28 protein-coding genes are annotated in these 26137 nt (G+C 68.3%); 1 reads left to right on the top strand and 27 read right to left on the bottom strand.

Features of this window, described 5'->3' with window-relative positions; all coding sequences use genetic code 11:
• Position 1: 1 nt before the first annotated feature.
• The 3 genes from hydA to BLW27_RS13245 form a co-directional block, all read right to left on the bottom strand.
• On the bottom strand, positions 2 to 1459 hold the full coding sequence (gene hydA, locus BLW27_RS13255; RefSeq protein WP_089883872.1) for a dihydropyrimidinase: 1458 nt from the start codon (positions 1457 to 1459) through the stop codon (positions 2 to 4).
• Between the two features lie 97 nt (positions 1460 to 1556).
• Positions 1557 to 1781, bottom strand: coding sequence for a hypothetical protein (locus tag BLW27_RS13250; RefSeq protein WP_089883871.1), 225 nt, complete (start codon positions 1779 to 1781; stop codon positions 1557 to 1559).
• Entirely contained in the window at positions 1778 to 3028 is a 1251-nt protein-coding gene (locus BLW27_RS13245) for a Zn-dependent hydrolase (RefSeq protein WP_089883870.1), read from the bottom strand. The genes BLW27_RS13250 and BLW27_RS13245 overlap by 4 nt, the downstream gene beginning before the upstream one ends.
• A gap of 155 nt (positions 3029 to 3183) precedes the next feature.
• Here BLW27_RS13245 and BLW27_RS13240 point away from each other — a divergent pair, with 155 nt between their 5' ends.
• The gene (locus tag BLW27_RS13240; protein ID WP_089883869.1) at positions 3184 to 3825 is read left to right on the top strand and encodes a TetR family transcriptional regulator C-terminal domain-containing protein; all 642 of its coding nucleotides are present in this window, start codon (positions 3184 to 3186) and stop codon (positions 3823 to 3825) included.
• Between the two features lie 8 nt (positions 3826 to 3833).
• On the opposite strand, the gene BLW27_RS13235 is transcribed toward BLW27_RS13240, so the two are convergent.
• The 24 genes from BLW27_RS13235 to BLW27_RS13130 all read right to left on the bottom strand — a co-directional run bounded on the left by BLW27_RS13235 (position 3834) and on the right by BLW27_RS13130 (position 26137).
• The gene (locus tag BLW27_RS13235; RefSeq protein ID WP_089883868.1) at positions 3834 to 4271 is read right to left on the bottom strand and encodes an ion channel; all 438 of its coding nucleotides are present in this window, start codon (positions 4269 to 4271) and stop codon (positions 3834 to 3836) included.
• Positions 4272 to 4406: 135 nt separating this feature from the next.
• A complete protein-coding gene (gene preA / locus BLW27_RS13230) occupies positions 4407 to 5714 on the bottom strand; it encodes an NAD-dependent dihydropyrimidine dehydrogenase subunit PreA (RefSeq protein WP_089883867.1) in 1308 nt (435 codons plus the stop codon).
• Positions 5715 to 5727: 13 nt separating this feature from the next.
• A complete protein-coding gene (locus tag BLW27_RS13225) occupies positions 5728 to 5940 on the bottom strand; it encodes a hypothetical protein (RefSeq protein WP_143042267.1) in 213 nt (70 codons plus the stop codon).
• Between the two features lie 28 nt (positions 5941 to 5968).
• Complete coding sequence (locus BLW27_RS13220; protein ID WP_089883865.1) at positions 5969 to 7309, bottom strand: NAD(P)-dependent oxidoreductase; 1341 nt, start codon at positions 7307 to 7309, stop codon at positions 5969 to 5971.
• A 277-nt stretch (positions 7310 to 7586) separates the two neighbouring features.
• A complete protein-coding gene (locus tag BLW27_RS13215) occupies positions 7587 to 10241 on the bottom strand; it encodes a hypothetical protein (RefSeq protein WP_089883864.1) in 2655 nt (884 codons plus the stop codon).
• Between the two features lie 11 nt (positions 10242 to 10252).
• Positions 10253 to 13498 (bottom strand): TipJ family phage tail tip protein, encoded by a 3246-nt coding sequence (gene gpJ / locus BLW27_RS13210; RefSeq protein WP_089883863.1) that lies wholly within the window; start codon positions 13496 to 13498, stop codon positions 10253 to 10255.
• Complete coding sequence (locus BLW27_RS21205; RefSeq protein WP_177177899.1) at positions 13495 to 13902, bottom strand: C40 family peptidase; 408 nt, start codon at positions 13900 to 13902, stop codon at positions 13495 to 13497. Before BLW27_RS21205 ends, gpJ begins: the two co-directional genes overlap by 4 nt.
• Positions 13899 to 14423, bottom strand: coding sequence for a hypothetical protein (locus BLW27_RS21200; protein ID WP_177177898.1), 525 nt, complete (start codon positions 14421 to 14423; stop codon positions 13899 to 13901). The genes BLW27_RS21205 and BLW27_RS21200 overlap by 4 nt, the downstream gene beginning before the upstream one ends.
• Positions 14420 to 14842 carry a hypothetical protein gene (locus tag BLW27_RS13200; protein WP_089883862.1) on the bottom strand — a complete coding sequence of 141 codons (423 nt, stop codon included), beginning with the start codon at positions 14840 to 14842 and terminating at the stop codon, positions 14420 to 14422. The genes BLW27_RS21200 and BLW27_RS13200 overlap by 4 nt, the downstream gene beginning before the upstream one ends.
• Positions 14839 to 17202, bottom strand: coding sequence for a phage tail length tape measure family protein (locus BLW27_RS13195; protein WP_089883861.1), 2364 nt, complete (start codon positions 17200 to 17202; stop codon positions 14839 to 14841). The genes BLW27_RS13200 and BLW27_RS13195 overlap by 4 nt, the downstream gene beginning before the upstream one ends.
• Before the next feature lies 1 nt (position 17203).
• Complete coding sequence (locus BLW27_RS13190) at positions 17204 to 17455, bottom strand: DUF1799 domain-containing protein (protein ID WP_089883860.1); 252 nt, start codon at positions 17453 to 17455, stop codon at positions 17204 to 17206.
• 104 nt (positions 17456 to 17559) lie between these two features.
• A complete protein-coding gene (locus BLW27_RS13185) occupies positions 17560 to 17886 on the bottom strand; it encodes a hypothetical protein (protein WP_089883859.1) in 327 nt (108 codons plus the stop codon).
• 23 nt (positions 17887 to 17909) lie between these two features.
• A complete protein-coding gene (locus BLW27_RS13180; protein ID WP_089883858.1) occupies positions 17910 to 18842 on the bottom strand; it encodes a phage tail tube protein in 933 nt (310 codons plus the stop codon).
• 3 nt (positions 18843 to 18845) lie between these two features.
• Entirely contained in the window at positions 18846 to 18974 is a 129-nt protein-coding gene (locus tag BLW27_RS21955; RefSeq protein ID WP_281242757.1) for a hypothetical protein, read from the bottom strand.
• Complete coding sequence (locus tag BLW27_RS13175; protein WP_089883857.1) at positions 18971 to 19417, bottom strand: phage tail terminator protein; 447 nt, start codon at positions 19415 to 19417, stop codon at positions 18971 to 18973. The genes BLW27_RS21955 and BLW27_RS13175 overlap by 4 nt, the downstream gene beginning before the upstream one ends.
• Positions 19417 to 19848, bottom strand: coding sequence for a gp436 family protein (locus tag BLW27_RS13170; protein ID WP_089883856.1), 432 nt, complete (start codon positions 19846 to 19848; stop codon positions 19417 to 19419). Before BLW27_RS13170 ends, BLW27_RS13175 begins: the two co-directional genes overlap by 1 nt.
• A gap of 86 nt (positions 19849 to 19934) precedes the next feature.
• Positions 19935 to 20429, bottom strand: a complete 495-nt coding sequence (locus BLW27_RS13165) for a hypothetical protein (protein WP_089883855.1) — start codon at positions 20427 to 20429, stop codon at positions 19935 to 19937.
• A 9-nt stretch (positions 20430 to 20438) separates the two neighbouring features.
• On the bottom strand, positions 20439 to 21332 hold the full coding sequence (locus BLW27_RS13160) for a Mu-like prophage major head subunit gpT family protein (protein WP_089883854.1): 894 nt from the start codon (positions 21330 to 21332) through the stop codon (positions 20439 to 20441).
• Between the two features lie 15 nt (positions 21333 to 21347).
• A complete protein-coding gene (locus tag BLW27_RS13155; RefSeq protein ID WP_089883853.1) occupies positions 21348 to 21788 on the bottom strand; it encodes a hypothetical protein in 441 nt (146 codons plus the stop codon).
• On the bottom strand, positions 21788 to 22846 hold the full coding sequence (locus BLW27_RS13150) for a phage protease (RefSeq protein WP_089883852.1): 1059 nt from the start codon (positions 22844 to 22846) through the stop codon (positions 21788 to 21790). The genes BLW27_RS13155 and BLW27_RS13150 overlap by 1 nt, the downstream gene beginning before the upstream one ends.
• A 56-nt stretch (positions 22847 to 22902) precedes the next feature.
• Positions 22903 to 23394 carry a phage virion morphogenesis protein gene (locus BLW27_RS13145; protein WP_089883851.1) on the bottom strand — a complete coding sequence of 164 codons (492 nt, stop codon included), beginning with the start codon at positions 23392 to 23394 and terminating at the stop codon, positions 22903 to 22905.
• Positions 23391 to 24194 carry a phage head morphogenesis protein gene (locus BLW27_RS13140; protein ID WP_089883850.1) on the bottom strand — a complete coding sequence of 268 codons (804 nt, stop codon included), beginning with the start codon at positions 24192 to 24194 and terminating at the stop codon, positions 23391 to 23393. The genes BLW27_RS13145 and BLW27_RS13140 overlap by 4 nt, the downstream gene beginning before the upstream one ends.
• Positions 24187 to 25824, bottom strand: coding sequence for a DUF935 domain-containing protein (locus BLW27_RS13135; protein ID WP_089883849.1), 1638 nt, complete (start codon positions 25822 to 25824; stop codon positions 24187 to 24189). Before BLW27_RS13135 ends, BLW27_RS13140 begins: the two co-directional genes overlap by 8 nt.
• Positions 25825 to 25828: 4 nt before the next feature.
• Entirely contained in the window at positions 25829 to 26137 is a 309-nt protein-coding gene (locus BLW27_RS13130) for an Acb2/Tad1 domain-containing protein (RefSeq protein ID WP_143042266.1), read from the bottom strand.

Genomic DNA, 26137 nt, shown 5'->3' with positions numbered 1-26137 from the left:
ATCAGACCCCGCTTGCCGGGATGCCCGACCGCTTGACCGGCCGCGGCGCGGTCAGTTCCTTCCATGTGGACAGCGCCTTGTTCACTGGCGTGTTCGGCGCGCGCTTGACGAACTTGCCGTGACCTTCCTCGGTCCGGATCTCGCCGTCGTGCACGGCGACCTTGCCGCGGGTCAGCGTGAAGCGCGGCAGGCCCTTCACGTGCTGGCCCTCGAACACGTTGTAGTCGATCGCGCTCTGCTGGCTGGAAGCGGTGATGGTCTTTTCCTTCTCCGGGTCCCAGACGACGATGTCGGCATCGCTGCCCACGCGGATCGTGCCCTTGCGCGGGTAACAGTTCAGGATCTTCGCTATGTTGGTCGAGGTGAGTGCCACGAACTCCTCGGGCGTCAAACGGCCGGTGCCCACGCCGTTCGTCCACAGCATCGGCATCCGATCCTCGAGTCCGCCGGTCCCGTTCGGGATCTTGGTAAAATCGCCCACGCCATAGCGCTTCTGGTCAGTCGTGAAGGCGCAGTGGTCCGTCGCCACCACCGACAGCGAGCCGGACATCAGCCCGTGCCACAGGCTTTCCTGGTGCTTGGCGTTGCGGAAAGGCGGCGACATCACGCGGCGCGCTGCATGGTCCCAATCCTGATTGAAGTACTCGCTCTCGTCCAGCGTCAGGTGCTGGATCAGCGGCTCGCCCCAGACGCGCTTGCCCTGCTGGCGGGCGCGGCGGATGGCCTCGTGCGCCTCTTCGCAGCTGACATGCACGATATAGAGCGGCACGCCGGCCATGTCCGCGATCATGATCGCGCGGTTCGCTGCCTCGCCCTCGACCTGCGGAGGGCGGGAGTAGGCGTGCCCCTCGGGGCCGTTGTTGCCCTCGGCCAGCAGGCGCGCCGACAGGTCGGCCACGACGTCGCCGTTCTCGGCATGGACCATGGCGATGCCGCCCAGTTCGCCCACGCGCTGGAAGCTGGCGAACATCTCGTCGTCCTGCACCATCAGCGCGCCCTTGTAGGCCATGAAGTGCTTGAACGTGTTGATGCCGCGGTCGCGCACGACGGTCTGCATCTCGTCGAAGATCTGTTCGCCCCACCACGTCACGGCCATGTGGAAGCTGTAGTCGCAATTGGCGCGTGTCGACTTGTTGTCCCACATCTGCAGCGCGTCGAGCAGGCCCTGGCCGTCGGGGTTGGGAAGGCAGAAATCGACCACCATGGTCGTGCCGCCGGCCAGACCCGCGCGGGTGCCGCTTTCGAAATCGTCGCTGGAATAGGTGCCCATGAAGGGCATTTCCAGGTGCACGTGTGGGTCGATCCCGCCCGGCATCACGTAGCAGCCGGTGGCGTCGAGTTCGGTTTCGCCCTTCAGGCCCTCGCCGATCTCGACGATCACGTCCCCCTCGATCAGCACGTCGGCCTTCCAGCTCATGTCGGCCGTGACGATGGTTCCGCTCTTGATGACGGTGCTCATTGAATTCCTCCCCTGATACAATTTCCTTGGCCGTCCAGAAGGCCCGATCGGCCGGCGGGGACAGCAGCCCGCAGAGCAGTGTGTTTGCGCGGTCCGCTCACGTGCAGACCCGGTTTCCGTCGGCGTCTTCGAGCGGCACGATCGCATCGCCTCCCACGACATAAAACCAGCAGCCGTCGGCTTGCTGCCCCACCGCGCGTGGCGACAGATCGTCGGGAAGCGCCGCAAGCACCTGCGCGGGAACCTCGTTCGATGCAGTATATGGTGCGTCGCAGGCGGCCAGAGCGACCGCGGCGAGCAGGCAGGACAGCGGCGCCCTCATTCCACGATCTCCGCAGTTTCGACAACCGCATGGAACAGCACGTCGGCGCCGGCCTTCGCCCAGTCCTTGCTGATCTCCTCCGCCTCGTTGTGGCTCAGCCCGTCGACGCAGGGGCACATGATCATCGCGGTGGGGGCAACGCGGTTGATCCAGCAGGCGTCGTGCCCCGCGCCCGAGATGATGTTCATGTGGCTGTAGCCGAGACGCTCGGCGGCGTCGCGCACGGCAGCGACGCAGGTCTCGTCGAAGGCGACCGGGTCGAACCCGCCGACCTTCTCGAATTCGACCTCGAGCCCCATCTCGTCGCAGATCGCCTGCGCCTCGGTCCGCAGGCGCTGCTCCATGTCCTCGATCACCGACAGGTCGGGCGAGCGGAAGTCGACGGTGAACACCGCCTTGCCGGGGATCACGTTGCGCGAATTCGGGAAGACCTCGATATGGCCCGCCGCGCCGACGGCGTGCGGCTTGTGGCTCCACGCGATCTGGTCGACCTTGTCGAGGATCCGCGCCATGCCAAGGCCCGCGTTCTTCCGCATCGGCATCGGCGTGCTTCCGGTATGCGCATCGCGGCCGGTGACGGTGACCTGCGTCCAGCTGAGGCCCTGGCCGTGGGTGACGACACCCACCTGCTTGTCCTCGGCCTCGAGGATCGGGCCCTGTTCGATATGCAGCTCGAAGAAGGCGCGCATCTTGCGCGCGCCGACCTCTTCCTCGCCCTTCCAGCCGATACGCTCCAACTCGTCGCCGAAGCGCCTGCCTTGCGAGTCGGCCCGGTCGTAGGCCCAATCTTGGCTGTGGATGCCCGCGAACACGCCGGAGGACAGCATCGCCGGGGCGAAACGCGTGCCTTCCTCGTTGGTGAAGTTCGTCACCACGATCGGATGCTTCGTCTTCACGCCCAGATCGTTCAGAGACCGCACCACTTCGAGTCCGCCCAGCACGCCCAGCACGCCGTCATACTTGCCGCCCGTGGGCTGGGTGTCCAGATGGCTGCCCACGTAGACGGGCAGGGCATCCGGGTCCGTGCCTTCGCGGCGGGCGAACATGTTGCCCATCTGGTCCAACCCCATCGTGCAGCCGGCCGCCTCGCACCAGCGCTGGAACAGCGCGCGGCCCTCGGCGTCGGCGTCTGTCAGGGTCTGGCGGTTGTTGCCGCCCGCCACGCCGGGGCCGATCTTCGCCATTTCCATCAGGCTGTCCCAGAGACGGTCGCCGTTGACCGTCATGTTCGCCGCTGGCGCTGCCATGCATCTCTCCTGTCGCTCGCCCGGTCGTTGCTCGCCGAGCCTTTCGTCTTATTTGACCATTCGGTAAAACGGACGCTACCACGGGACCGGATTCGGTCAAGCGGCAGGCTCGATTTCCGGGCGATTGCACGATTGGCGGGCGAGGGCGGGCGGCGATGACGAAAATTCCGGCAAAGCCGAAAGGCGCCGCGGTGAAACCCCGAACCCGCATCCAGCGCGCCAAGCGCGAGGCGATCCTGGAGGCGGGGCTCGACGTCTTTTCGCAGGAAGGATTCCGCGGCGCCACGCTGGACCGGATTGCCAAGGCCGCCGGCCTGTCGAAGCCGAACCTGCTGTATTACTACCCCTCCAAGGACGCCATCCACGAGGCGCTTCTGCGCGGGTTGCTCGACACGTGGCTTGCCCCTCTGGGCGCGATGGACCCCGACGGCGACCCGCTGACCGAGATCCTGTCCTACGTGCAGGGCAAGCTTGCCCTGTCGCGCGACTACCCGCGCGAAAGCCGGCTGTTCGCCAACGAGATCCTGCGCGGCGCGCCGAACATGAAGCCGATGCTGCAGACCCACCTGCGACAGATGGTCGAAGACCATGCCGCCATCATCCGCGGCTGGATCGACGCGGGGCGCATCGCGCCGGTCGACCCGGTGCACCTGATTTTCTCGATCTGGGCGCTCACGCAGCATTATGCGGATTTCGAGGTGCAGGTGCGTGCGGTGATGGGCGAGGACCATGACCCGTTTCCCGGTGCCGCCGCGCATCTCGACACGCTGTTCCGCCGGATGCTGTCGCCCGCTTGATCCCCGGCCTAGCCGTCGCGCGCGAAGGGTGCCTTTCCGGCGGAAACCTGGAACATGTATGTGCCCGACGAGGTGATCAGCAGGAAGCCATGAAACGCCTCGACGGCCGTCATCAGGCGCAGCCCGCCTGTGGGCGTCGTTGACCCGCGGCCCAGCGTGCTGAGATTGACCAGTGAATAGTAGTAGTGATCGAGGAAGGTTGCCGTCTTGTCGGGGTCGGAGAACTTGAGCCCGCCCAGGTCCAGCCATTGGTCTCCGATCCAGGCCCCGCTGGCATAGATCCCGCCCTGCAGCAGGTGCCCCAGGCTTAGCGTCGTGACGGATATCGTCACCGCCCGCGCCGATCCCTGCACCGGATGGACGATCCGGGAGGTGTGTCGCAGCGCGTAGTACTGCGCGATCGTGGCGAGCACGAACACCGCGGCGATCAATAGAGCGGTCAGCATCGCGGGCCGTGAAGGTCATGGCGATGGAGATCGAGAAGCATGAAATTCCTCCGCTTTCGACCGGTTCAACCGGGCGGGCGGTAGCGGGGTTCCATGCAGGGCGGCGCGGCACCCCGGGGGTGCCGCGCCCGATCGTCACTCGGCGGCCTGGACTGCGGCCGGGTTGTTGGGGTGGCTCGTCCAGTTCGCGTACTGGTCCTGCACCACCTTGCCGGTACGCGGGTCCACGGCGCCTGCGGCCATTTCCTGCATCGTGATGCAGTTCTCGACCGGGCAGACGTCGACGCACAAGTTACAAGCCACGCATTCGTCGTCCTTCACGGTGAAGGTCCGGTCGGCCGACATCGCAATCGCCTGATGGCTGGTGTCTTCGCAGGCAGCGTAGCAGCGCCCGCACTTGATGCACGCCTCCTGGTCGATCTGCGCCTTGGTCACGTAGTTGAGGTTTAGGTACTGCCAGTCGGTCACGTTCGGCACCGCGCGGCCGATGAAATCGTGGGTCGAGCGGTAGCCCTTCTCGTCCATCCAGGCCGACAGCCCGCGCTTCATCTCCTCGACGATCTTGAAGCCGTAGGTCATCGCCGCGGTGCAGACCTGCACGTTGCCGGCCCCCAGCGCCATGAATTCGGCCGCGTCGCGCCAGGTGGTGATGCCGCCGATGCCGCTGATCGGCAGGCCGCGCGTCTCGGGATCGCGCGCGATCTCGGCCACCATGTTCATCGCGATGGGTTTCACCGCCGGGCCGCAATAGCCGCCATGCGTGCCCTTGCCGTCGATCATCGGCTCGGGCGCCATCGCGTCGAGGTTCACGGAGGTGATCGAGTTGATCGTGTTGATCAGGCTCACCGCGTCGGCGCCGCCGTTCTTGGCCGCCAGCGCGGGTTTCCGGATGTCGGTGATGTTGGGCGTCAGCTTCACGATCACGGGCCGGTCGTAGTAGGTCTTGCACCAGCGGGTGACCATCTCGATGTATTCCGGCACCTGGCCCACGGCGCTGCCCATGCCGCGTTCGGCCATGCCGTGCGGGCAGCCGAAGTTGAGCTCGATCCCGTCGGCGCCGGTCTCCATCACGCGGGGCAGGATCGCCTTCCAGGCGGCTTCCTCGCACGGGACCATGATCGAGGCGATCAGCGCGCGGTCGGGGTAGTCGGCCTTGACGCGCGCCATTTCCTCGAGGTTCACCTCGAGCGGGCGGTCGGTGATCAGCTCGATGTTGTTGATGCCCAGCACGCGGCGGTCGGCGCCGTGGATCACGCCGTAGCGCGGGCCGTTCACGTTCACCACAGGCGGGCCTTCGGCGCCCAGCGTCTTCCAGACCACGCCGCCCCAGCCGGCCTCGAAGGCGCGGCGGACGTTGTATTCCTTGTCGGTGGGCGGCGCCGAAGCCAGCCAGAACGGGTTGGGCGACGTGATGCCCAGAAAATCTGTCGTCAGATCGGCCATGTTGTTTTTCCTCTCATGAGGGCACTGCGGCTTGCAGGCCGGTGAAAATGAACGGGCAGTCCGAACGACCGTTGGTTCCGTGCTTGTCAAAGGGGAACTGAACGTCGACCACCCGAAAACGCCAAACGTATCGGCAGTTCAAAACAGCCACCTGTACCAGGTCTTCCTTCTTTCCTGTTGCCACTCTCACCGCTAAGCCCGTGTCCACCAGGAGGATCGCGCTCAAGTCCAAAATCGTGAGGGCAGCAAGGGTGTTACCCCACCAAGGCATCGTTGATGTCCTCGGCCGCGTCGCGGCCCTCGGCCACGGCGACCACGGTGAGGTCCTCTCCGGGCGTGCAGTCGCCGCCGGCCCAGACGCCCTGCATCGAGGTGCGGCCCGGCCCGGTGACGGCGATCTTGCCGCCGGCACGGTCGAGGCCCGCATCCTCGGACAGGTTTTGTCCGATGGCGCGGAACACCTGGTCGGCGGGCAGGCGCACGGTCTCTCCGGTGCCCTGCAGGCGGCCGTCGACTTCGTGGGTGTACTCGAACTCGATCTCGCGGACCGTGCCGTTGCCGTGCACCGCACGGGGTGCAACGTTGAACAGCAGCCGCACGCCCTTGGAGGCGGCCAAGTCCTGCTCGAACCGGCTGGCTCCCATGCGGTCGCGGCCGCGCCGGTAGGCCAGCGTGACCTCTTCGGCGCCCAGCAGCTTGGACTGCACCGCCGCGTCGACGGCGGTCATGCCACCGCCGATCACCACGACGTGCCTGCCAACCGGCAGCGAGGTCAGGTCGTCTGACTGGCGCAGCGTCGCGATGAAATCGACCGCATCCTCGACGCCCGCACGGTCCGCGCCCTCGGCATCGAGGCCGTTCACGCCGCCCAGGCCGTGGCCCAGGAAGACGGCGTCGTAGTCCGCGCGCAGGCTTTCAAGCGTGATGTCACGCCCAAGCGCCTTGCCATTCTCGATCGTGATGCCGCCGATGCCGAGCAGCCACTCGACCTCGCGCGCGGCGAAGTCGTTCGTGGCCTTGTAGGCGGCGATGCCGTACTCGTTCAGGCCGCCCGCGCGGGGCTTCGCCTCGTAGATCGTGACGTCGTGGCCGTGCATCGCCAGCCGGTGTGCGCAGGACAGGCCCGCGGGGCCGGCGCCCACCACCGCCACGCGCTTGCCGGTGGCGGCAGCGCGGGCGAACGGGTGGCCCTGCCGCGCCATCAGGCTGTCGGTGGCGTGGCGCTGCAGGCGTCCGATCTCGACCGGCTTGCCCTCGGCGGCCTCGCGCACGCAGGCTTCCTCGCACAGCGTCTCGGTCGGGCAGACGCGGGCGCACATGCCGCCCAGGATGTTCTGCTCGAAAATCGTCTTGGCCGCGGCCTCGGGCTGGCCGGTCGCGATCTGGCGGATGAACAGCGGGATGTCGATCGCGGTCGGGCACGCCGTGATGCACGGCGCATCATGGCAGAAATAGCAGCGATCCGCGGCGACCGCGGCCTCGTGCGGGTCATAGGCCGCGTGCAGGTCGGCAAAGTTCTCGTGCAGCGTGGCGGCGTCGATCCGGCCCGCGGCGATGCCGGGGATATGGGGGCCGGTTGCGTGGCGGCTGGTCATGGCGTCTCCCTGTGTTTCTTTCCAGCAAGCCTGCCACGAGTCGTTTTTTTATCAAACGGTAAAATTTCGCTCCATGCGAAATTTCGGCGGTTCTGCTGCCTAAGCGGTCGATGGCAACTCTGTTGTTGTTTGTAGCGTGACGAAGATCTTTGCAGTGAATTACACAGTCTTTTACAGCAACGCGATTTTCAGAACGGCGGGATCGAGCCCCGTTTGAAGGGCCGTCGAACGGCCGCTTTGCCCCCATGTGAACGGCCGCTGATATGCGGCTTCACCTTCAGACCTCGTAGTAGCCAGCCGTGGCGGCTTCGGTCTCCGTTCGGTAGCGGTAGGTCCGCGACACCTGGTCCGCGAGCGTGTCGTTCACCCCGGACTTGTTGAACAAGGGCACGCCGTCCGTCGGGCTGTTGTGCTCCAGCGTCATCACGTCCCCCCGGTTGTTCACGACCTCGAGGACGGCGTTGGCGCAGGGGTTGCGCACCTCGTCCATGACCGCACCGCCGCCAGCCTGCCGGACGTAGCGCCGTGCGAAGGCTCCCATCGCTTCCGAGGTGCCGGTTTCGGTGTCGGGCGTGCAGCCCGTGATTTCGCACTCGGTGTAATCGACATTGGCATCCGCAAGGGGCCACCTGTTGAATGCGCTGACCGCGCATCGGATCATCCTGCCCTTGAGCTTGAAGCCGGTGTAGGTGAGCGCGCCTACCTGGTTGCGCAGCGCCGATCCGGTGAAGTCGAGATCGCGCCAGTCGATGTTCCGGGTCTGGTTGTTCGCCGAAGCCTGGAAACGGAACCCGAGGTCGGTGGAATCGACATTGCCCCCGCCGTGCCAGATATGCTTCCGGGACCCGCTCACGACGCCGGCCTTGCAGCCGATCGCGCGAACGTTGCGGAAGACAAGCGGGCCGGCGGTATCGTCACCGATGATGTTGAACAGGTTGCCGCAGTTGCGGATCTCCACGTTCTCCAGTGTCAGCGTGTTCGGGTTGGCCGCGCTCTGGTAGCTGTCCCACAGGACGTTGGCGAGGCTCTGGTCTGCGAAGTAGCCATTGCGCACGGTCGTTACCGGGAACTGACCCGCGCCCGGCCCGCCGGTGGGAGACCCGACCCCCCAAAGGTCGCCAACGCCGACGCCCCGGAAGCTGTGCACCGTCGCGACACGCGTGCCGTAGAACTCGAACAGGCTGCCGGGGATGCTGCTGCCGTTGGTAGCCTCTGCCTCGAAGTAGTGAACCACGGCCTCACCGCACCGCGCGATCTCAAGGCAGTCGCCGGCCGTGGCCGACCCGTCGTCGATCACGTACCGGCCAGATGTGACCTCCACACGCCCGAAGCCGATGATCTCCGGCCCCTCGCCGCAGTTGCGGAACAGGAGATTACCACCGAGGTGGAACCGGGCATCCTCCGCGATAGCCGCGGACGCACCGATGTCGATCGGATTGGCGTAGCAGCCGCCCAGCTCGCCGCTGCCGCTCACGGCATAGTGACCTCCGGGCGTCAGCCCCTTCATCAGGATGTTGCATCCGCCCGCGCCGGCCTGGCCGTAGCCGCCGGTCCAGCCGGTCTGGCCGCCCTTGTTGTTGTCCAGCCGGCCGTGGATCACGAAGCGGATGCCGCCGAGCGCAAGATCGCCGCCAAACAGGTCGACCGATCCGGTCGCGTCGGTCTGCTCGCCGTCGGCCAGCTTCACGGTGGCGCCTTCCTCGACGACGATTGTAGTGTTGGACCCGGTGATGTGGGCGCAGACCTTGTGCCCGGCCGCAGTGGGATGGTCGCCCGTCACGCGCATGAGATAGGTGCCGGCGCCAGCGAAGCGCAGGGTGCCCACGCCATCCGCCGCGATCTGCGCCAGCAGCGCGTTCGCAAGCGGCGCGTTGTCCGTCACGCCGTCCGGCGCGCCGCCCAGCTGCTCGACCTCGTAGATCCCGCCTGCGCTCGGCTGCGCCTTGATCCCGTCGCCGCCCGCCGTCGTCTTCATCTCGCCGGACGAGACGATCTCGTATCGCCACGGTCCGGCCTCGATCTCGAGGCCCGGGCTACCCAGGACGCCGCCGTAAGCGAACAGCTCAGCTGGAGTTGCGAACTTCACCCGGCCGATCCATCCCTCGTGCGTCTCGCTTGATCCGTCGTGGGTATAGACCTTCAGGCCGACCGTGTCATTCACGTAGAAAGGCGACGGTACGCCGCTCAGGTCCGCGGGCATTTCGGTGTAGAGAGGCGCACCCGCCGACAGCGCGGCAAGCTCGGCCTGCGACTTCGCCACGCTCGCGTCGGCCGCGCTGGACGCGCTGGCCAGCCGATGGTCGTTTGCGAGGTCCGCCTGCCCGGTGGCGGTCGTGGCGGCCGTGCCGGCAGTGCCCGCCGCCGTCTGCGCGATCTCGGCTGCCCCTTCGGCTGTTGCCGCCGATTCCGCTGCCGCGGCGCGCGCCGCCAGTGTCTCCGAGCTGTTGAGGCCGGCCATCTGCCGCCACTCGATCTCGTCCGACCCGATCGACGGCGACCCGATCACGAGCCAGGTCGTGCCCGTGTAGGTGTCGCCCTCCAGCACGTGGCAGATCGCCAGCGCGATCTCGGCGTCGCTGTCGGCGTCGGTGGCGCGAGCCCAGGCCCCCGCCGTGTCCACCACATAGACGCCGTTGGCGGTCGCGTCGTTCTGCCCGGACACCAGCACGCGGTCGCCGGTCGCCACCGCCACGCCGTCGATCGTCGCCGCGCCGCTCAGGGTCAGGTTGGCGGTCGATGCCACCCTCGCTGGTGCAAGCCTGTTGAGCCCGTTCGCGGCCGCGGTGATCGCCTCGGCCACAGGCCCCGACGCGGCGAGGATCGTGCCGAGCCCGGTCGACGACAGTCGCCCGACCGACCCCTGGTAGATCGTCAGCACGTGATCCAGCCCGGCTAGAGTTCCCGTGTCCGTGACGCGAATGCCATCTGCCATGCCTGTTCTCCTCAGATGATCGTGACGGTGATAGCCGAGCTCGGCGCGCTGCCGACGCCCTCAGCGTTGATCGCGGCGAAGCGATAGTCCTGCGCGCCCTGCGGCGCGGTGCCGGCGCTCTCGCGGTAGAGCAGCACCGCCTCTATCGAGCCGTCGAAATCCGATGTCGCGACGATCTCGATCCGGTCGTTGCCGGGCGCCGCCTCCAGCGCGATCAGCGTCTGACCATCGGCCGTGATCGGATCCGTGGCCACGGCCGTGCCGCCAGCCAGCCGGGCTGTGACGCTGCCGGCGGTGCGGCCGGAAACCGTGATGTAGCCACGATAGGTTTGGCCCGCCTCCAGCGTGACCGCCTGCGACAGGGTGGATTCGGAGCCGGGCGTATGGGTTGCCTCGCCGCCGGCGATCGTCCAGCCGCCGCCGGCGGTCCAGGACGACATGCCGGCACCCAGCATCTGCGAGCGCGTGCTGTCGCCGTCGACGATGACGACGGTCGATCCGGCCGTGGCCTCGACGCGCCGGACCTCGTCGGTCGCTGTGTCCAGCGTGCCCCCGTTTGGCGTCCGGAAGACTGCGATCTCGGTGGTGGCCGGATCGGAATGCGCCAGCGACAAGACCGCGTGGCCGATCGCGCCGGCGACCTCGATGCTGTCGAGGTCCAGCGCGGCCGGCAACGGCACCCTGTCGCCGACGGTGTAGGCGGCGATATCCGACGCCGCGCCGGCCCCGTCCGCAAAATTGACGGCAACCAGTTGCAGCTCGATCTCGTCGCCTAGGTCATAGGTCAGCGTGGCCGTGCCCGACGCGCCGGGGATCGTGGCCTCGGCCCATGTGCCGGCCCCGGCCAGACGGTGGCGCAAGGTGATCGAGGCGATCGCCACCGTGTCGGCCGGATCGCCGGAAGCGGCAACAAGAACCGCGCGCGAGGTCGTTCCGAAGGATCCCTCGTCGCCCTCGGTCTCGATGTCCACCAAGACCGGCGCGACGGGAAGGCCGCCGGCGTCGATCACCTCGCCGACCACCGGATCCCATTCAGGCGGCACGTAGGCATCCGTCAGCGCGTCGATCTCGGGCGCGGCGTTCGTGAGCGTCATCGGCACGATGCCGTCCTTCCCCGGCTCGACATCGAGCACGAGGACCTCCTCGCTTTCCTCGCCCAGCACGCCGAACACGATCAAGGCCCCGACCGCCGGCACTCCTTCGCCCGTGACGTGCAGCGCGCGCGTGACACCTTCGACGGTCTGCACCGCCGTCAGGACCGACTGCCCGACCGGGTCGGACTCGTCGAAGTCCAGGTAGCGGACGCCGTAATCGGTGCCGGCCTCCATCAGGACCTCGCTGTCCAGCACGATCAGGCGGTCGCGGACCTCGAGCACGCGGGCGGCGGCCTGCACGTCGCTCAGCACGTCGTGCGACAGGCGGATCGTGTCGCCGCGCGTGGCCACGCGCGCCAGGCCATCCTGCTCGACCATCCAGCGATCGCGACGATGGATCGCCACCTGCATGTCGCGATAGATCTCGCGCATGATCTCCTGCGCGTTGGTCTTGCCCGGCGCCTGCCACTCCTCGATCACGTCGATCGAGCCGACATGCCCGGGCCAGCGCACGACCACCTCCGATTCCTGATAGTCGTTCTCCTCGTCCGCGAACCGCACCCGGATCGCGTCGGGGAAGTCGGCGTAGATGCGCCGGCCGCGCAGCTTCTGGCTGTTGCGCGGGTGGATGTGGTCGATCGCGTGTGCAGCCGGCCGGTCGATCACCACCGACCACTTCACGCCGTCGTGGCGCGGGCTGGCGCGGCCGGCCTTGGCGATCTCGATCAGCAGCTCGCGCAGCGATCCCCATTTCGCCCGGTTGTGGTCGTAGTGCAGGCCCTTGGCGACGCAGAAGTCGAACCACTCCGCCAGCGCGTCGAAGTCGATCCCGGCATCCTCCACCGGAAAGACCGCATGGGCGCCCTGCAGCGCATGGATGAAGGCGCTGGCCGGGTTGCGCGGCAGGCCCGTGATCCACGCCGCGCCGTCCCATTCAAGCGCGTGGCGCTTGACCAGCGCGTTGACGCTATCGAGCGACCCGCTGAGCTGGTGGCTGGCGCGGATCCGCACCGCCAGCAGCGCCAGAGGCACGTCGGTGGCGATCGGGTATTCCGGCCGGATGCTCTGGAGGGCGGACAGGACGACCGTGTTCTGCGTGTAGCGGTCGGTTCTGCCATCGACGAGCTCGACGTCGATGTCCCAGGCGCCACGATGCGGCAACGTCCACGTGTACTGCCTGAAGAACGGATCCCGCTTCTTCGCCTTGTACCTCAGGTCGTGAACGAGCTGCCACTCGCCGCCGTCTTGCCTCTGGCGGATCCTGAGCGTGACCGAAGTGCTGTAAGTGTTGTCCGAGGTCTCGCCGTTCCGGATCAGGCCCGCGGGGAAATGGATCACGAGGCTGGCGCGGACACTGCTGCGTGCCGTCGATCCGGCCCAGGGCCCAGCGGATTTGTTCAGCTCGACACCGACGACCTCCTCGATTACCTGCTGCGACGTCAGCGTGACCGGCTCATCGTCAGGCGCGCCCTCGCGGACCTCGTAGTCCACGTTCTGGAAATTCTCGATCGGGGTGTCGCCAATGCGGATGTCCGACACGTCGAGCCGGCCGTAGCCCAGCAGGAACAGCGTGCGGACATACTGGTCGTCGCCGACGATCTCGGTGTAGGGCCGGGCGGCGAAGACCGGCGCCACGCGGATATGGCCGAAGGGCAGCGGCACCGGGTCGCCGGGCGCAGCGCGATTTTTCCAGCCGTCGATCTTGTACTCGGCCTCGGGGTCGCGCCCACCGCCGGGCAGTTCGGGGCGCGGGGTCAGCGCGTTGATCAGAGCCCCGCCGATCGCGACGATCGCCGCCATGCTTCCGAAGTAGATGGCGTTGACGGCAGCGGCGCTCAGGAACGCGCCCGTGGCTGCGAAATACGCCGTCCCGGCAAGGTGTGTCAGGTACGCGGCCGCCATCGTGACCAGTTCACCCGGCACGACCCGGATCACCACCGTGGTGCCGGAATGCGGCCGGACGCGACCCCACCAGAGCCGCGGGATCATGGCCGTCTGACCATCGCCGGCGACCAGCGTCACGCGCAGCCGGTCCAGCACGGTCTCCGGAGCGTTCGGCAAAGCCCGGTCGATGATCTCGGCCACGGTCACCGTCGCCTCGATCTCGAAGCCGTGGCGCGCCTGGTCGGGCAAGGCGCGGGTGCGGATGACCCGGATGCTCATGCCATGGCCTCGTGGCGGAAGGTGCCCAGCAGGCGGTTGCCCCAGGGCTGGTCGGCAACGGGCACGATTACCGACGCGGTGCGCGCGTGGACGTGCAGCATGTGCCGGGCATCGACCGCGACGGCGACGTGCTGGGCGTAGCGGCCGGCACGGAACAGCAGCGCGTCGAAGGGGCGCGCGGCCGCGACAGGCGCCCAGGGTGCGCGGCAATCCGGATCGCTCAGCAGGGCGTCCAGCGCGGCACGCTCGGCCGTGTCGGCGTAGCGGTCGGCATAGGAGGGCAGATCGATGCCCAGCTGCTCGGCGTAGACCAGGCGCAGCAGGCCCCAGCAATCGACGCCGTTCCGATCGCGGCCGTGGTCGCGGTGCGGCAGGCCGACATAGGCGCTCCAGTCGATCGTCATCGGAACATCCCCGGGAACCGGGCCTTCGTGATGCGGTGTGCGACGGCTTCCTCTTCTTCGATCGGCTTGCGCGAGGCACCGATCACGACCTGCGTGCCGTAGTCGGCCGCGATGACCTCGAGGCCGTGGTACTCGACCTCGACCGCGTCGGGGGCCGAGGCGTACACAACCGCCAGCGCGGCCGTCGCCCGGGTCGAGAACGAGCGGACCGCCTTGACCAGGGTCGCGTCGAACAGGTCGATCGTGATCCCGAAGGCGGCCGGCGCGTCTTCCTGGTCGCCGGGCATCTCGAAGCTGGCCATGATGAAGCGGAAAGGCTCCGTCGCGGGATCGCTGTCCTTCCACGCCGACCGCGTGCCGTAGGTCAGCGGATCCGTTGTCAGCCGCTCGGTCGGGTCGCTGGACAGCCGGATCGGCGCGTCGAGCTCCGGGTGATCGATGTGGATCAGCAGCACCTCGACCTCGTCGCTGTACTGCGCCTCGGCGTGGGTGCGGGCGGTGATGGAAACTAGCCGGCTCATGGCATGTCCCAGACGCTGAAGGCGACCGTGATGGAGACCCCTTGAACGGGGCCTTCAAGCGGGGGTTCATCGCCCCACAGACACAGCAGCTGCGCGGCGATCAGCAGTGGCGTCCCGGCATCGTCCAGCAACGGCGCGCCGGACTCGTCCAGCAGCGGCGTGCCGTCCAGCCAAGGATCGGGCATCCAGAAGGGCAGCGAGCCGCCGGCCAGGGTTTCGGTGAAGAAGTGGTTCAGGATGCCCCAGCGTTCGCGGTCCAGCACGACCGCGAGGTCCAGCCGGCGCGCCACGCTGGAATAGCGCCGGGCGAACCGCGGGGGCCCCGCCTCGGTGGCGCGGCGCCGACGGCCGTCCTGTGTCTGCGCACCATAGTTGCGACGCAGCGGCCGGGGCAGCTCGGTGGGCCATTCGGCGATCATCGGCGCGTCCTTTTGGGCGGAAGGCCGCGACGTGCCAGAGTGCGCGCGAAGGCGGTGCCAGGAGAGTTCGCGGAATCGTCGACCGCCTCGCTGACGACGAAGCGCTGCAGGCGCCCGCCGCCCGGCATCGGCTCGCTCTCCTCGCGGATGTCGAGGCCGCGCGAGGACTGGTCGATGATCTGGGTCTGCAGGACCATCATGCCGCCGGCGGCGCCGCCAGAAACAAACCCGCCTTGTGCGAAGCCGGGAATGGGTGCGCTGGCGTTGATGGCCTCGAGGATGGCGCGGTTGCGGTTCGCGGCCTCGGCCTTGACGATGAACTCGCCCGGGCTGACGGCGATCACGCGGCCGTCCTGTTTCGGTCCGCCTCGCCCATGGATCATGCCCGCGGGGCGGAACGGATCGCCGCCCTCTGCCAGACCGAGCAGCTTCAGGATGCCGCCACCCGAGCTGCCGGTGGAGAGCCCCAGCGCCCGGAGCAGCGGTTCCACGATCAGCGCCTGGATCGCGATGTCGCGCAGCGTCTGGCCGAAGCGTTCCCACGCCTCCGCCGCCTCGTTGCCGCCCTGCACGAGCGACGGGACGAGGTCCGAGACGGCGCCGCCAACCTGGTCGCGGATCTGCCCGATCTCTTCCTGCGCGGCCTTCTCGGCCGAGATGGTGGCGATGTTCGCTTCGATCGCGGCGCGCTGCTCGGCCGTGGCCCCGGCGAGCGTCTCGCGCAGGCGGATCATCTCCTGCTGGACGGGGTCGGTTTCGCGGAGGATCGCCAGCTCGTCGTGCTGGCTGCTGATCAGATCTTCGACCGCCTTCTTCTGACGTTCGAGCTCGGACGTGCCACCACCGCCGCGCCGCCCGCCGCCGCCACGTCCGCTGCCGTTCACCGCCGTCTGCAGCTTGCGGTACTCGGCCTCGGCCGACTGCGCGGCCTGGGCCAGAGCCTCGGCGTGTTCCGCTTCCTGCCGGATCGCGCTCTCGTTGGTGGCGAGCTGCTCCGCGCGTCCGCTGGAGATCAGCCCGTATCCGCCGTCGTCCAGCTGCTCGCGGTAGTCCTGGACCGCCAGGGACCCCGCGCGATCCACCGGGTTGCCGACCGTATCGAGCAGGATCTGCGACCGGCGGGCGCGAGCGCCGGAACTGGCGATCGACTGCTGCGCCAGGGCACCCATCTGTGCCACTGCCCCGGCAAGATTTGCCGCCATGGCCGATGCGGCGTTGGCGCCGTCCCAGATCCGCGACGAGACATCGAGCTGAGACAGCGCCAGTCCCTGCTCGAACGCCGCGCGCAACTCGTCCTTCAGCGCCTCGGAGACGTTGACCGTGTCCAGGATCGCCTCGAACGCCCGCCGTTCGGCCGCAGCGTGGGCATCTGCATACTCGACGCTGTCCTCGCCATGCTGCAGCGCGATGCGCTTCAGCTCGTTCTGTTCCTGCAAATCCAGCAGGAGGGATTGGGCAGTCGCACGGTTTTCTTGCCACTGAACGCCGGTCTGGATCAGCGCGGAGAGGCCGTCCTTGATGGCTAACTTTATTCCTTCCTGTGCTGCCTTCAGTTCCTGGTTGAGTGCGGCCTGTTCCCGGAGGTTCGCCAGCTTCTTCTCGGCGTCCTGCAGCTCTGCGCGTGCCGCAGCGACTTGCGCATCGTATTCCGCGACGATGTCGAGCCCGAGCCTCCGGCCGCGCGCGGCCTCCTCTTCAGTCAGCTGAGCCTGAACGCGCGCAAGTTCTGCGGCCGCTGCTTCAACCTGATCGGCGAGTGCCAACTCTTCCGTTGAGGCGAAGCCGCGAAGCATCCGGGTGTTGTCGCGCTCCAGTTCGGCGGTCTTTGCGCGCGCAGCCTCCAGCGCATCGGTCAGCTCGTTGGCCTGGTCTTCGCTGCTCGTGAGCCATTGCACGATCGCCGCGCCTGCCGCGATCGCGCCGATCGTCACCAGGTTGACCGGGCTCAGCAGGCCCATGAAGGCAGTGCCCAGCGCCTTGACCGCACCGGCGGCGCCCATCGGGCCGATCACCTGGGTGATCTGCGTGCCCTGCTGGAGGGCCAGCTGCAGCGGATTCTGGCCGGCCGCCATCATGACGCCGAGGTCGTTGAACTGCGCGGTGAGGTTGCCGACGGATCCGGCGGCCAGCGTGTGGGTCTGCTGCACCCCACGTGCCGCGCTGCCCGTGTCGGTCAGGCGCGCGGCCGTGGTCGCGGCCTTGGCCTCGACCGACGCCAGTGCGGTTGCGGCGTCGCGGCCTTCGGATTCCACGCCCTGGAGCGCCGTGTCGAGCCTGCGCAGCTCGTCCGCGGTGCTCTTGATCTCGCCCTGGGCCTGCCTGCCGTCGGCGGTCAGGCGGGCGTGGAAGTTCAGCGCCATGTCACCGTTCCTCGTTCAGCGCACCGGCCGCGCCCGCCTCGATCAGCCGAACCTGCTCCCAGAGTGGCGGCGTGACGTCGACGCCGGCCATCCGCAGGCCCGCCTCGGCCGCCGTGTAATCCAGCCCCAGCCAGAGCGGCGCGGCATCCATGCGCGGGATGCACCGCCATTGCTGCGCGACGGCGAGAAAGGCCTGGATGGCTTCGGCGTTCTCCGGCCAGACGCCGTCCTCCTCGGGCGGTGCCTGGAGCACGTCCTCGGGGATCCCCCAGAAGGCGAGGTCCTCGGCGATATCGTCCCGGGCCGGGGCATCGCGTTCGAAGAGCCGGTTCAGAGCCCACGCGCGCCCGGCCCATTTCAGTTTCCCGCCCGAGCGCCCTGCAGCCCGAGGCGGTAACCCTTGAGCAGCCCGATCCGCATGTCGGCCATGCCCAAGGCCTGATCCAGGACGCCGCTGTCGAACCGGATGGGATGACCGTCCTCGCCGATCAGGTCGCCCAGATCGACGACGACAGCGCGCAGGAAGGCTTTCTCCTGGTCGAGCGACGGCGTGTTGCTGTCGGGGCTGAAGTAGCCGTTGGTCTCGTCGTCAGAAAGGACGCGAAACGTTGCCTTGAAGGTCTCGCCGCCGGCGGCGGTGCAGCGGGCCTCGAACTTGCGGTCTGTCGTGAAGCGCAGGGGCATGTGATGTCTCCGTCAGGGTTGGATCAGGTCAGGGTGAGGGTCCACTGGTCGTTGCCGGTGTCGGGCAGCGGCAGCATGCGCAGGGGCCACTCCACGATGCCCTGCGCCTCGGTCGGGCTGTCGGGCCGCTGCATCTGCGCCTGAGGCACGGCCAGGGTGGCGATGGCGCCGGCTTGGGTGCCGTGCACGATCTGGACGGCCAGGGCGGTGCCGTCGCGGGCCGCGGCGTAGGGGTCGAAGGTGGCGATCGGCGTCGCCTCGATCTGCATCTCCAGCGTCTCCGCCCGATCGACGATCACGATCTCCTCGGCACCGATCAGGAACCGGCCCTCAACCTGGTTGCCCATGGCGAGCTTGAAGTTCCGGCCGACGAAGCTTGCGCCATCGATGGTGAGCGTCGGCGTGTTGACCTTCGACACCACCAGCGGCGCCTGGAAGGCACTGTAATCGGGCGTCGGCTTGGCCTGGTCGACCGGCTTCGTCCAGAGGCCGGTGAAGGTGAACTCGAGCTGCGGGATGCCCGACGCGTTCTTCACGACCTCGCAGTTCCCGCGCGCGCCGATGAGCTTGTAGAGGATCCCGGCGATGTTGAGCGTAATCGTCGCGCTCTCGTGCCCGTCTGTGACCGGATTGTAGGTGACCGATGTGCCCACCACGATGGTCTCGGCCACCCCGCAGGCGCGCATCAGAGGGCCCCAGCCAGGCACGGTGCCGGCGGTGCCGGATGGTACGAGTTCGACCTTGAACGTCATGACCATGTGCAGGTCGGCCGGAATCATCGCCGCGTTGCCCAGCCAGGGCGTCTCGTGCCCCCGGTCGACGTCCTGACCCTGCATGGGCTGGATCGAGATGTCGTGGGCATAGATCGCGTTGGCAACACCGGTAAGGGTCGGGTCGATGCCGTACGTGGTCTCGATCCCGGCGAGCAGGACCTTCTCGCGGTAGCGCAGAGCCATGGATCAGGCCTCCTTCTTCGCGGCGGGCTTGGCCGCGGGTTTCGGTGTGCCGGCCGGGGCCGTTCCGGCGACCTTCTTGAGGCCGCCCTTGTCGTCGCGGGTGTAGGAGCCGCCCGATTGCGGAAGCTTCATGGAGTGATCCTCAGCTGGTCGGTGATGAAGAACTGGAACTGGTAGGCGAGCACGCCGCGGTGGCGGGTCTCGATGACGCCGGCGCGCTGCAGCTCAAAGACGCCGACGACTCCGTCGGGCGCCCAGCCGCAGACGGCTGCCGTGATGTCGGCTGAGAAGGTGTCGAGTTCGTCGAGGGCGCGCTTGCCGTGGCGGTCCACGTTGCGCAGCAGCACGACGAGCGAGACTCCGTGCCGGACTTCCTGCGTGAAGAAGCCCGAGATCGCGCCAGTACCCCGCGTCGGCACACCCGTGACGCCGGCTGGGATCAGGTAGCCGTTGACGCCGCCCGCGGGTACCACGTTGGACTCCATCACGGCCATGAAGTCGGACGCCGTGAAAAGGCGGCCCTGCAGCTCTTGAACCCGGCCTTCAAGGCGGGTTTTCAGGGGCGCGACGAGCATCAGATGAAGCCCTTCAGGTTGCCTTCGGTGAAGGGCCGCTCCCGGTCGGTCACCTCGACCCCCGAACCGCCGGTCTGTGCGGGTGTCACGCCCTCGGCGTCGAGCTCGATCACGCCCTGGGCGATCTCGCGCAGCTGGCGCATTGCAGCCTCGTAGTCGCGGGTGATCTTGGCGTCGGGATCGAACGGATGAAGGATGTAGATCGCGATCTGGCGCGCCAGCGTCGGGATCGGGTCCGGCACGGTGGCAAAGGGCAGGGCGTAGCGACCCTTCACGTAGCCGTTGATCAGTCCCTCGGCCTCTTCGATCGCGGAGGTCACCACGCCGGCGTCGATCGCGCCCGTCGCCGTCTCGCCCCGGTCCGTCAGGCTCACCAGGAGCGCGGTGCCGTAGCGGTCTTCCAGCTGGGCTTGCGTGGTGTAGGCGGGCATGGGCGGCTCCGGGGGTCAAAAGGCCCGGCGGCGCGCGGCCGCCGGGAGGTGTCACCGTCCGGCAAAGCGGCCGGGCGGAGCAGAGATCAGTCCGCCTCGCGGGTCTCGACCGAGAGGCGCGGATCGGCGATCAGCGCCGCCTTCTCGCCCTCGGTGAGTTCCTCGAGCGGGATCGTCACCGGCTGCGCGCCGAAGTGACGGCCCGCGCGCCATCGGCCGCGCTTCGGACCTTTCACCACGACGACGAGCGGCTTGGCCTTCGTCGGGATCGGGGTCCGGGAGGCGGCAGCGCCGCCCCCGGTCTCCCCCGCACCGCCCGCAGCAGTTCCCTGCACGACTGCTGCGGGTTCGGCCTCGGCGGCGGGCGCTGTCGCGCCTGCCTGTTCGGTGGCGGCCGGCTCCCTGGCCGGCCCCGGCGCGACAGTCTGGCCGGCTGCGATCTCAGCCTCAGCGGCGGTCGCCCGCCCGTCCGGGTGGGCGGAAGCGACCGGCACTTCGATCCCGGTCGCCTTCGCGTCCGCCTGGTCGGTTGCGGCCGGGGCCTTGGCGCCGGCCTTCTTCGGGGATGCTTTACGTGCCATGGGTCAGCCTCAGGTCAGCCAGGGCACGGTGAGCAGCTCGGCCGTGCCTTTCCACTCGTTGGTCTCGCCGCCCGACCCCAGTTCGGAGTTCAGGATCTTGCGGCCGGCGCTTTCGAGCGAGGGCGGCACGACCAGCAGGTTCGGGATCAGGCCCAGCGGGCGGCCACCGTCGCCCGTCATGCCCTGCAGCGCCGCACGGGCGCTCGCATAGCTCGTGGCGCTCAGAGCCTGCTTCGAGCCGTAAGCCATCTGCGGGATGCCGAAGCCCACGTTCCCCCGCCAGTCCGCGCCGTAGACGAAGGTGTTCGTGAAGAACACGTTGTCGTCTGTCGGCCGGTCCTTGTAGTCGAAGGTGATCGGCTTGCGTTCCTGGAGGATGATCGGCTTCGGCGTCCGGTTCGTGCAGAGCAGGAACCACGGCGTGCCCGTCCCGCCACCGGTGTTCGAGAACGTGGTCGTAACCCCATTCTCGTCGGTGATCGGGTGATCGGTGTCGAAGAAGTTCTGGCCGTCCCAGCATTCGGTGTCGAAGCCGGCGGCGAGCAGGTTCCAGACCAGCATCTCGGGATGCGCGGCCGCGGCGTCGCCGAGATGCGAGAACATCATCGCGTACTGGCCGAGATTGTCGTCCTCGATGTCGTCGCGGCTGACCTCGACGGTCTTCTCGAAGTGCTTGTTGCGGATCGTGTAGCCGGCTTCCGCGATGCCATCGAGCTGGCGCTGTCCGATCCACTCGCGCATGCCGGACATCTGCCGGAGCCAGCCGTACGTGGTCTCGGACGTGCTGGACCGGACGACGGTGGCGACGCGGTCGCGCAGGGTTGGGGCCTGGCTGACCGCATTGCGGAAAGTGGTGTCGAACCCGACGCGCAGGCTCTGGAGGTTGGCGTTGTTGACGATCATGGATCAGTGCTCCTGTCAGGCGCCGGTGCGGGCGAGGGTGAGGGCTTCGTCGAGACGGACCCAGACGCCCTGGGCGTCCACATCCGTGACGATGCCCGCGGGCGAGCGCGTCGCCGTGCCATCCGTCTTCGCGACGGTCTGGTCATCGACCGCGAAGCAGACGTCGCCGATCTCGGCGGACGTGATGGCGTCGGTGGCGGCGCTGTTGTCGAAGCGAAACACGCCGGTGCGGATCCGCGCCGTCACGTCGCCCGCGGCGCCGGCCGCGTTGTCGGCCTCGGCCTCGGCGATGCCCACGCCGACCAGGCCGGTGGCCGTGGCGCCCGGCGTGACGTAGCCGGCGGCGTTGCGCATCACGAGCGCGCCCACGTGGAGCAGGACCGTGGCGGCGACCGCCCCGGCGATGACGTCGCCCTCACGCCGCGGCGTGAGGCGACCTGCGGTCAGAGCGGCCATCAGACGGTCTCCTTGGCTTTCGCGTCAGCCTTGAGCTGCGCGAGGTAGGTTTCGGGTTCGAGGCCGAGCATGTCGGCCACCTGGCGCTGATCGGCGCTGAGCGCGGTCAGCTGCTCGCCGCCGCCGGGAGGCAGCGCGGAAAGAGCGGACTCGCCGAGCTGAGGCAGGCCCGCGACCATCGCCTCGGCGCGGGCGGGGTTCTCCATGTGGAGCGCCACGTAATGCTCGCGCGCGGGCTTCACGCCGGCGCGCTTGTCGGCGATGGCCTTGTCGACGAATGCCTCGGCGGTGCGCTTCTTGTCGCCGTCCTGCATCGCCTTGACCTGGGCAGAGAGCGCCGCGAGCTGTTCACCCGCCTCGCCGGCACCGGCACGCAGAGCCTTGACCGTGGCCACCAGCTCCGTGCGCGTGGCGCCGTCCTCGACGCCCAGGGCGTCGCGGACCTCCGAAAGCGCCGTCAGCGCCTCGGTCGTCTCGGCCGCGTCGGCGCCCATCTTCTTCTTGAGAGCCGCCGCGATGTCCTCGTCGGACGCGTCGGCGGTCAGGCCGACCATTTCGGCGACCATTGCCCGGAAATCCATTCCGTCTTCCCCTTCGTCGGTGAAAGTGAGCGCCGTGAGCTGGCGCAGGGCCGGACGGTTGGTGATGGCCACCGACACGATCCGGGTGATGCGTCCGTCCTTCGCGTTCAGAAAGACGGGCGAGACGCCCCAATAGGCGCGATCCTCCATGAGAGCCTGACCCGCGGCGGTCCACTCGACCCGGCCCCAGAGGCCGTCCTCGCGCTCTTCCATCTCGCCGATGTAGCCGTAGGCGCGGGTGTCACCGCCCTTGGCTCCGGGCATCGTGCCGTGATCGACGTCGACATGGATGCGGCCGGGCGCGGCGAACGACGCTTCGGTCAGCGCCGTCGCGTTCTCGTAGAACCAAGGTCCGCGGCCATCGGCGGCGGCCTGCTTGCCCTTCGGAAACAGGCGCAGCCATTCCGGCGCGACGCCGGGTTGCGGATCGGGCTGCGTGATGGCCGAGAGGGCGATGAGGGTTGCGGATCTGCTCATGCCGGCACATTGCCCGCAGAGCGCCGTCCGTTACGGACGCAAGGGTTTGCCCGGACCTACTTCTTCAGGAGACTTTCCAGCCAGTCTCCGATCACGGCGAGGATGGCTGTCTCGTCGTCGGGACCGACCCCAACGAAAGGACGCGCCGGAATCGCGCCCCAGGGGATCGAGGATCCTCGTGCAGTCGTGCCGAACGCTCCCTTGGCGGCGCCGAACTGCATCACGGCCGCCTGGATGGCGTTGCTGCCCCAGTCGACATGGCCGGGGCCGGCCTCATAGTTGATCGTCTTGCGCATCGTGTCGGTCAGCCGAAGCGTCCCGATTCCGGTGACCGGCGGATTGCGCCGGGCGTAGGCGTCCAGAGTGGTCTGGCTGCGCGGCGCCCATGGCGTGCCGTCGGGTGCGGTCGCGGTCAGGAAGTTCTGGTCCGTGCGCGACAGCATCTCCTCGCCGATGTCTACCATCAGCGGCGTGAGATCGTCCAACTCGGCCGCTGCACGCGACAGCGCCGCAATGATCGGATCGGTGCTGGCGTCGATGCGGATCATGGCGCCTCCGGAACCTTCGGCCCGTCGCCGTCGAGCACTTCGGCCCCCCAGCGGCCGAGCGCCTCGCCCAGTGCCTCGGGTAGCGCTTCGCGCTTCACGTCCGCCAGGCGCTGCACATCCTCGGCGACCGTCGCGCCTGGCGCGTAGCCCCAGCCCTTGCCGATTCCCGGCGGCTCGCCGGTTTTCCGATCGAGGACGTCCCAGCCGTCCTGCAGCTCCACCTCGGGCTTGCCGCCCCGCCGGACCGCCGCGGTCGGATTGCGCGCGCCGATGACAAAGCAGCTGCAGCCCCAGCCGTTCGGCGGGAAGTGCGTCTGCCAGAAGGGGTGCTCGCGCGGCAGGATCAGCCCGTCCCATGCCAGGTGGTGGAGGCGGGGCTCGACCGACCCGCCATGGCGGTAGATCCAGATCGGGAAGAGCTGCAGCTGCGCCCAGCGGCCGGCCATGTAGCTGGTGCGCATGTTGGTCTCGTAGATGACCTTGGTCCGCCACGCCTCGCCCTTGACGGTGCCCTCTCCCGTCCAGCCATGCCAGCCGCGGCGCTCGACGATCTCGCGGAAGTCGCGCCGGAACTCCTCCAGGGTCGTGCCTTCCGAGATTGCCTTGTCGACCGCCCTCGCGAGATCGGCCAGCAGATCGGCCTTCGTCGCGCCGGCCACCATGAAAGCGCGGTCGTGCTGGGCCTTCCACACGTCGCGCCAGGTGGATGTCGGCAGCAGGTTGCCAAGGCGCAGCCGGAAAGCCGCGACCTGCTCAGCGAAGGGGCGCCGGAAGGCAGTGGCGACAGTGGGCTCAGCCATCGGCCTCTTCCACCACGGCCGCCATGCCCCCCAGGTGCGCCGAGGCGAAGGCCCGCCCCATGACCGTGGCCAGGCGATCCGATGACACCTCCGGGAACGCGGCGAGCAGCATCTCGCGCAGTTCGTCGAGGCTGCCGGCGGCGTCCAGCATCACCTCGATCTGGCCGAGCATGCCCTCGATCGCGGGCGCGGCTTCCTCGGCCAGCCTGACGGCCGCTTCTGCGAGAGGCTCTGAGCGGCCCGCTGAGGCGCTTTCTCGCGTCTCGGGGTCCACGCCCTGCGAAAGAGCCTCAGGGTATTCAAACCCCCGTTCAAATTCGCTCTCAGGGGCATTCCCACCCGAACCCGGGGAAGCGGGTGCCGCTTTCGCGGGTGCGGAGGCCTTCGGAGAGAGGATTCTAGCGTTCTTCTTCGGCTGCCGGAGCCCGAATTTCTCGCGCAGATCCTCCTCAGCGACCTCGAGTCCGCGATCGACCCAGGGCGTCACAGCGTCGGTAAAGGCCTTCAGGTCCTCCGCCTCCGGCCGAACGATGACGATGCGCGGGTAGCGCGGGCGCGGGCCATAGTTCAGTTCCACCCAGGGCCGGACCAGGTCCCGGTTCAGGATCGCCGCCAGCGCCTTGGCGTCCGCCCGCTCGATGTCCTCCTGAACGAGCCGGTGTTCCTTGCCGGAACCCAAGCCCCCGGTCTCGGCGTCCGTGGTCGCGGTCTGGCCCAGCACGGCCTTGCTGACCTGCTTGTCGTAGAACTCCGCCCGATCCTTGTAGAGGCTGGAGGAGGCCGAGAGGTTGCCGGTCTCGACGAACTCGAGCTGCATGCTCTCCGGGATGATCGCCGCCATGTCGCCGGCGATGTTCGCCACGGCGCGCATCAGCGTCGCGCGATCCTCCTTCGTGGCGCCGGGTCCGAACTTGCCGACGCGCACCGGCTGGCCGTAGGTCTGGCTGAAGATCGACCAGTCCCGCTCGCCGTACTTCTTGAACAGGTACGGCCAGAGCACCACCCGGGCGAGACCGGAGCGGGCGGGCAGGCCGGACTTGGCCTTGATCCGCGCCTCGATGAACTTGAACGCCGGCAGCGGAAGCTCCTCGCCGTTGTCGCCGCGCAGGAAGGGCGTCTTAAGGTCGACCCGGTCAAAGCCGAACCAGCGCGGATCCCGGTACTCCAGCCGATCGGGCATCCATTGGCCCTCGGACGTGTCCCAGATGATCTCGGTGAAGCTGTAGCCCTTGCCGATCGCGTCGAGGATGTCGAAGAGCTCATCGGCCAGCTCGTCCCGGTCGAGCCAGTCGCGGACCATCGCGCCGATCTCCACGTCGAGAGGATCCGCGCTCGCATCCTTCACCGTGATCTCGAGCTGCGTGACGGAGCGGCGGCGGGTCCCGAGCACACCCAGGTAGTGCCCGTCCTTCTCCTCGATCGCCTCGGCCAGCTCGAGATAGCGCAACGGATCGCCGGCATCCGCCTCGCGCAGGACGGTGCCCAGGCGGGCGGGCGTCAGCCCATCGCCAGGGTAGCCGGTGATGGGGGAACGCACGCCCGATACGGAGGCGGCGGAGACCTCCTGCGTCAGCTCGGCCTTGCGGACCGGGCGCCCCCAGGCGTCGAGCAGCTGCGGTGTGCGAGCCATGGTGTCACCTCGTGATGTGTTCGACGGCCCACATGACCGCCTGCTGCATGTTGGTTGCGGCGAGGGCGAGATCCCGCGTCGCAAAGCGGTCGCCGTCGGGGTCTGTCCCGCCCATCTCGTGGAGCACGGCGAGGAACATCGCCTGGATCTCGGCGAGAGCCTGCGCCTGTGCCTGCCCCAGTTCGGTTGGCGCCATGGCGACGATCCGGGCCGCCGCCTTGAGATCCGCCAACGTCATGCCCCGTTCGATCGCCATCCCCTCCAGCGCCGCGTCGATGCGCCGGCTGACGTCTTCGCGAAGATCCAAGCCCAT

The sequence above is a fragment of the Citreimonas salinaria genome (assembly GCF_900107235.1).
In the GTDB taxonomy this organism is placed as follows: Bacteria; Pseudomonadota; Alphaproteobacteria; order Rhodobacterales; family Rhodobacteraceae; genus Citreimonas; species Citreimonas salinaria.
The sequence above is the reverse complement of the archived record's forward strand: the minus strand, read 5'-3'. Positions and strand labels throughout refer to the sequence as shown.

Bases quoted from the DNA above. Each gene is read 5' to 3' on its own strand.
- preA (WP_089883867.1), bottom strand. From the start codon at position 5,714: ATGGCCGATCTGACGACAGATTTTCTGGGCATCACGTCGCCCAACCCG.
- BLW27_RS13140 (WP_089883850.1), bottom strand. From the start codon at position 24,194: ATGGCTGAGCCCACTGTCGCCACTGCCTTCCGGCGCCCCTTCGCTGAG.
- BLW27_RS13135 (WP_089883849.1), bottom strand. From the start codon at position 25,824: ATGGCTCGCACACCGCAGCTGCTCGACGCCTGGGGGCGCCCGGTCCGC.
- BLW27_RS13240 (WP_089883869.1), top strand. From the start codon at position 3,184: ATGACGAAAATTCCGGCAAAGCCGAAAGGCGCCGCGGTGAAACCCCGA.
- BLW27_RS13155 (WP_089883853.1), bottom strand. From the start codon at position 21,788: ATGGCCGCTCTGACCGCAGGTCGCCTCACGCCGCGGCGTGAGGGCGAC.
- BLW27_RS13195 (WP_089883861.1), bottom strand. From the start codon at position 17,202: ATGGCGCTGAACTTCCACGCCCGCCTGACCGCCGACGGCAGGCAGGCC.
- BLW27_RS13215 (WP_089883864.1), bottom strand. From the start codon at position 10,241: ATGGCAGATGGCATTCGCGTCACGGACACGGGAACTCTAGCCGGGCTG.
- BLW27_RS13220 (WP_089883865.1), bottom strand. From the start codon at position 7,309: ATGACCAGCCGCCACGCAACCGGCCCCCATATCCCCGGCATCGCCGCG.
- BLW27_RS13250 (WP_089883871.1), bottom strand. From the start codon at position 1,781: ATGAGGGCGCCGCTGTCCTGCCTGCTCGCCGCGGTCGCTCTGGCCGCC.
- BLW27_RS13245 (WP_089883870.1), bottom strand. From the start codon at position 3,028: ATGGCAGCGCCAGCGGCGAACATGACGGTCAACGGCGACCGTCTCTGG.
- BLW27_RS13175 (WP_089883857.1), bottom strand. From the start codon at position 19,417: ATGCTCGTCGCGCCCCTGAAAACCCGCCTTGAAGGCCGGGTTCAAGAG.
- hydA (WP_089883872.1), bottom strand. From the start codon at position 1,459: ATGAGCACCGTCATCAAGAGCGGAACCATCGTCACGGCCGACATGAGC.
- BLW27_RS13150 (WP_089883852.1), bottom strand. From the start codon at position 22,846: ATGAGCAGATCCGCAACCCTCATCGCCCTCTCGGCCATCACGCAGCCC.
- BLW27_RS13160 (WP_089883854.1), bottom strand. From the start codon at position 21,332: ATGATCGTCAACAACGCCAACCTCCAGAGCCTGCGCGTCGGGTTCGAC.
- BLW27_RS13130 (WP_143042266.1), bottom strand. From the start codon at position 26,137: ATGGGCTTGGATCTTCGCGAAGACGTCAGCCGGCGCATCGACGCGGCG.
- BLW27_RS13170 (WP_089883856.1), bottom strand. From the start codon at position 19,848: ATGCCCGCCTACACCACGCAAGCCCAGCTGGAAGACCGCTACGGCACC.
- BLW27_RS21205 (WP_177177899.1), bottom strand. From the start codon at position 13,902: ATGACGATCGACTGGAGCGCCTATGTCGGCCTGCCGCACCGCGACCAC.
- gpJ (WP_089883863.1), bottom strand. From the start codon at position 13,498: ATGAGCATCCGGGTCATCCGCACCCGCGCCTTGCCCGACCAGGCGCGC.
- BLW27_RS13235 (WP_089883868.1), bottom strand. From the start codon at position 4,271: ATGCTGACCGCTCTATTGATCGCCGCGGTGTTCGTGCTCGCCACGATC.
- BLW27_RS13185 (WP_089883859.1), bottom strand. From the start codon at position 17,886: ATGCCCCTGCGCTTCACGACAGACCGCAAGTTCGAGGCCCGCTGCACC.
- BLW27_RS21955 (WP_281242757.1), bottom strand. From the start codon at position 18,974: ATGAAGCTTCCGCAATCGGGCGGCTCCTACACCCGCGACGACAAGGGC.
- BLW27_RS13200 (WP_089883862.1), bottom strand. From the start codon at position 14,842: ATGATCGCCGAATGGCCCACCGAGCTGCCCCGGCCGCTGCGTCGCAAC.
- BLW27_RS13180 (WP_089883858.1), bottom strand. From the start codon at position 18,842: ATGGCTCTGCGCTACCGCGAGAAGGTCCTGCTCGCCGGGATCGAGACC.
- BLW27_RS21200 (WP_177177898.1), bottom strand. From the start codon at position 14,423: ATGAGCCGGCTAGTTTCCATCACCGCCCGCACCCACGCCGAGGCGCAG.
- BLW27_RS13165 (WP_089883855.1), bottom strand. From the start codon at position 20,429: ATGGCACGTAAAGCATCCCCGAAGAAGGCCGGCGCCAAGGCCCCGGCC.
- BLW27_RS13145 (WP_089883851.1), bottom strand. From the start codon at position 23,394: ATGATCCGCATCGACGCCAGCACCGATCCGATCATTGCGGCGCTGTCG.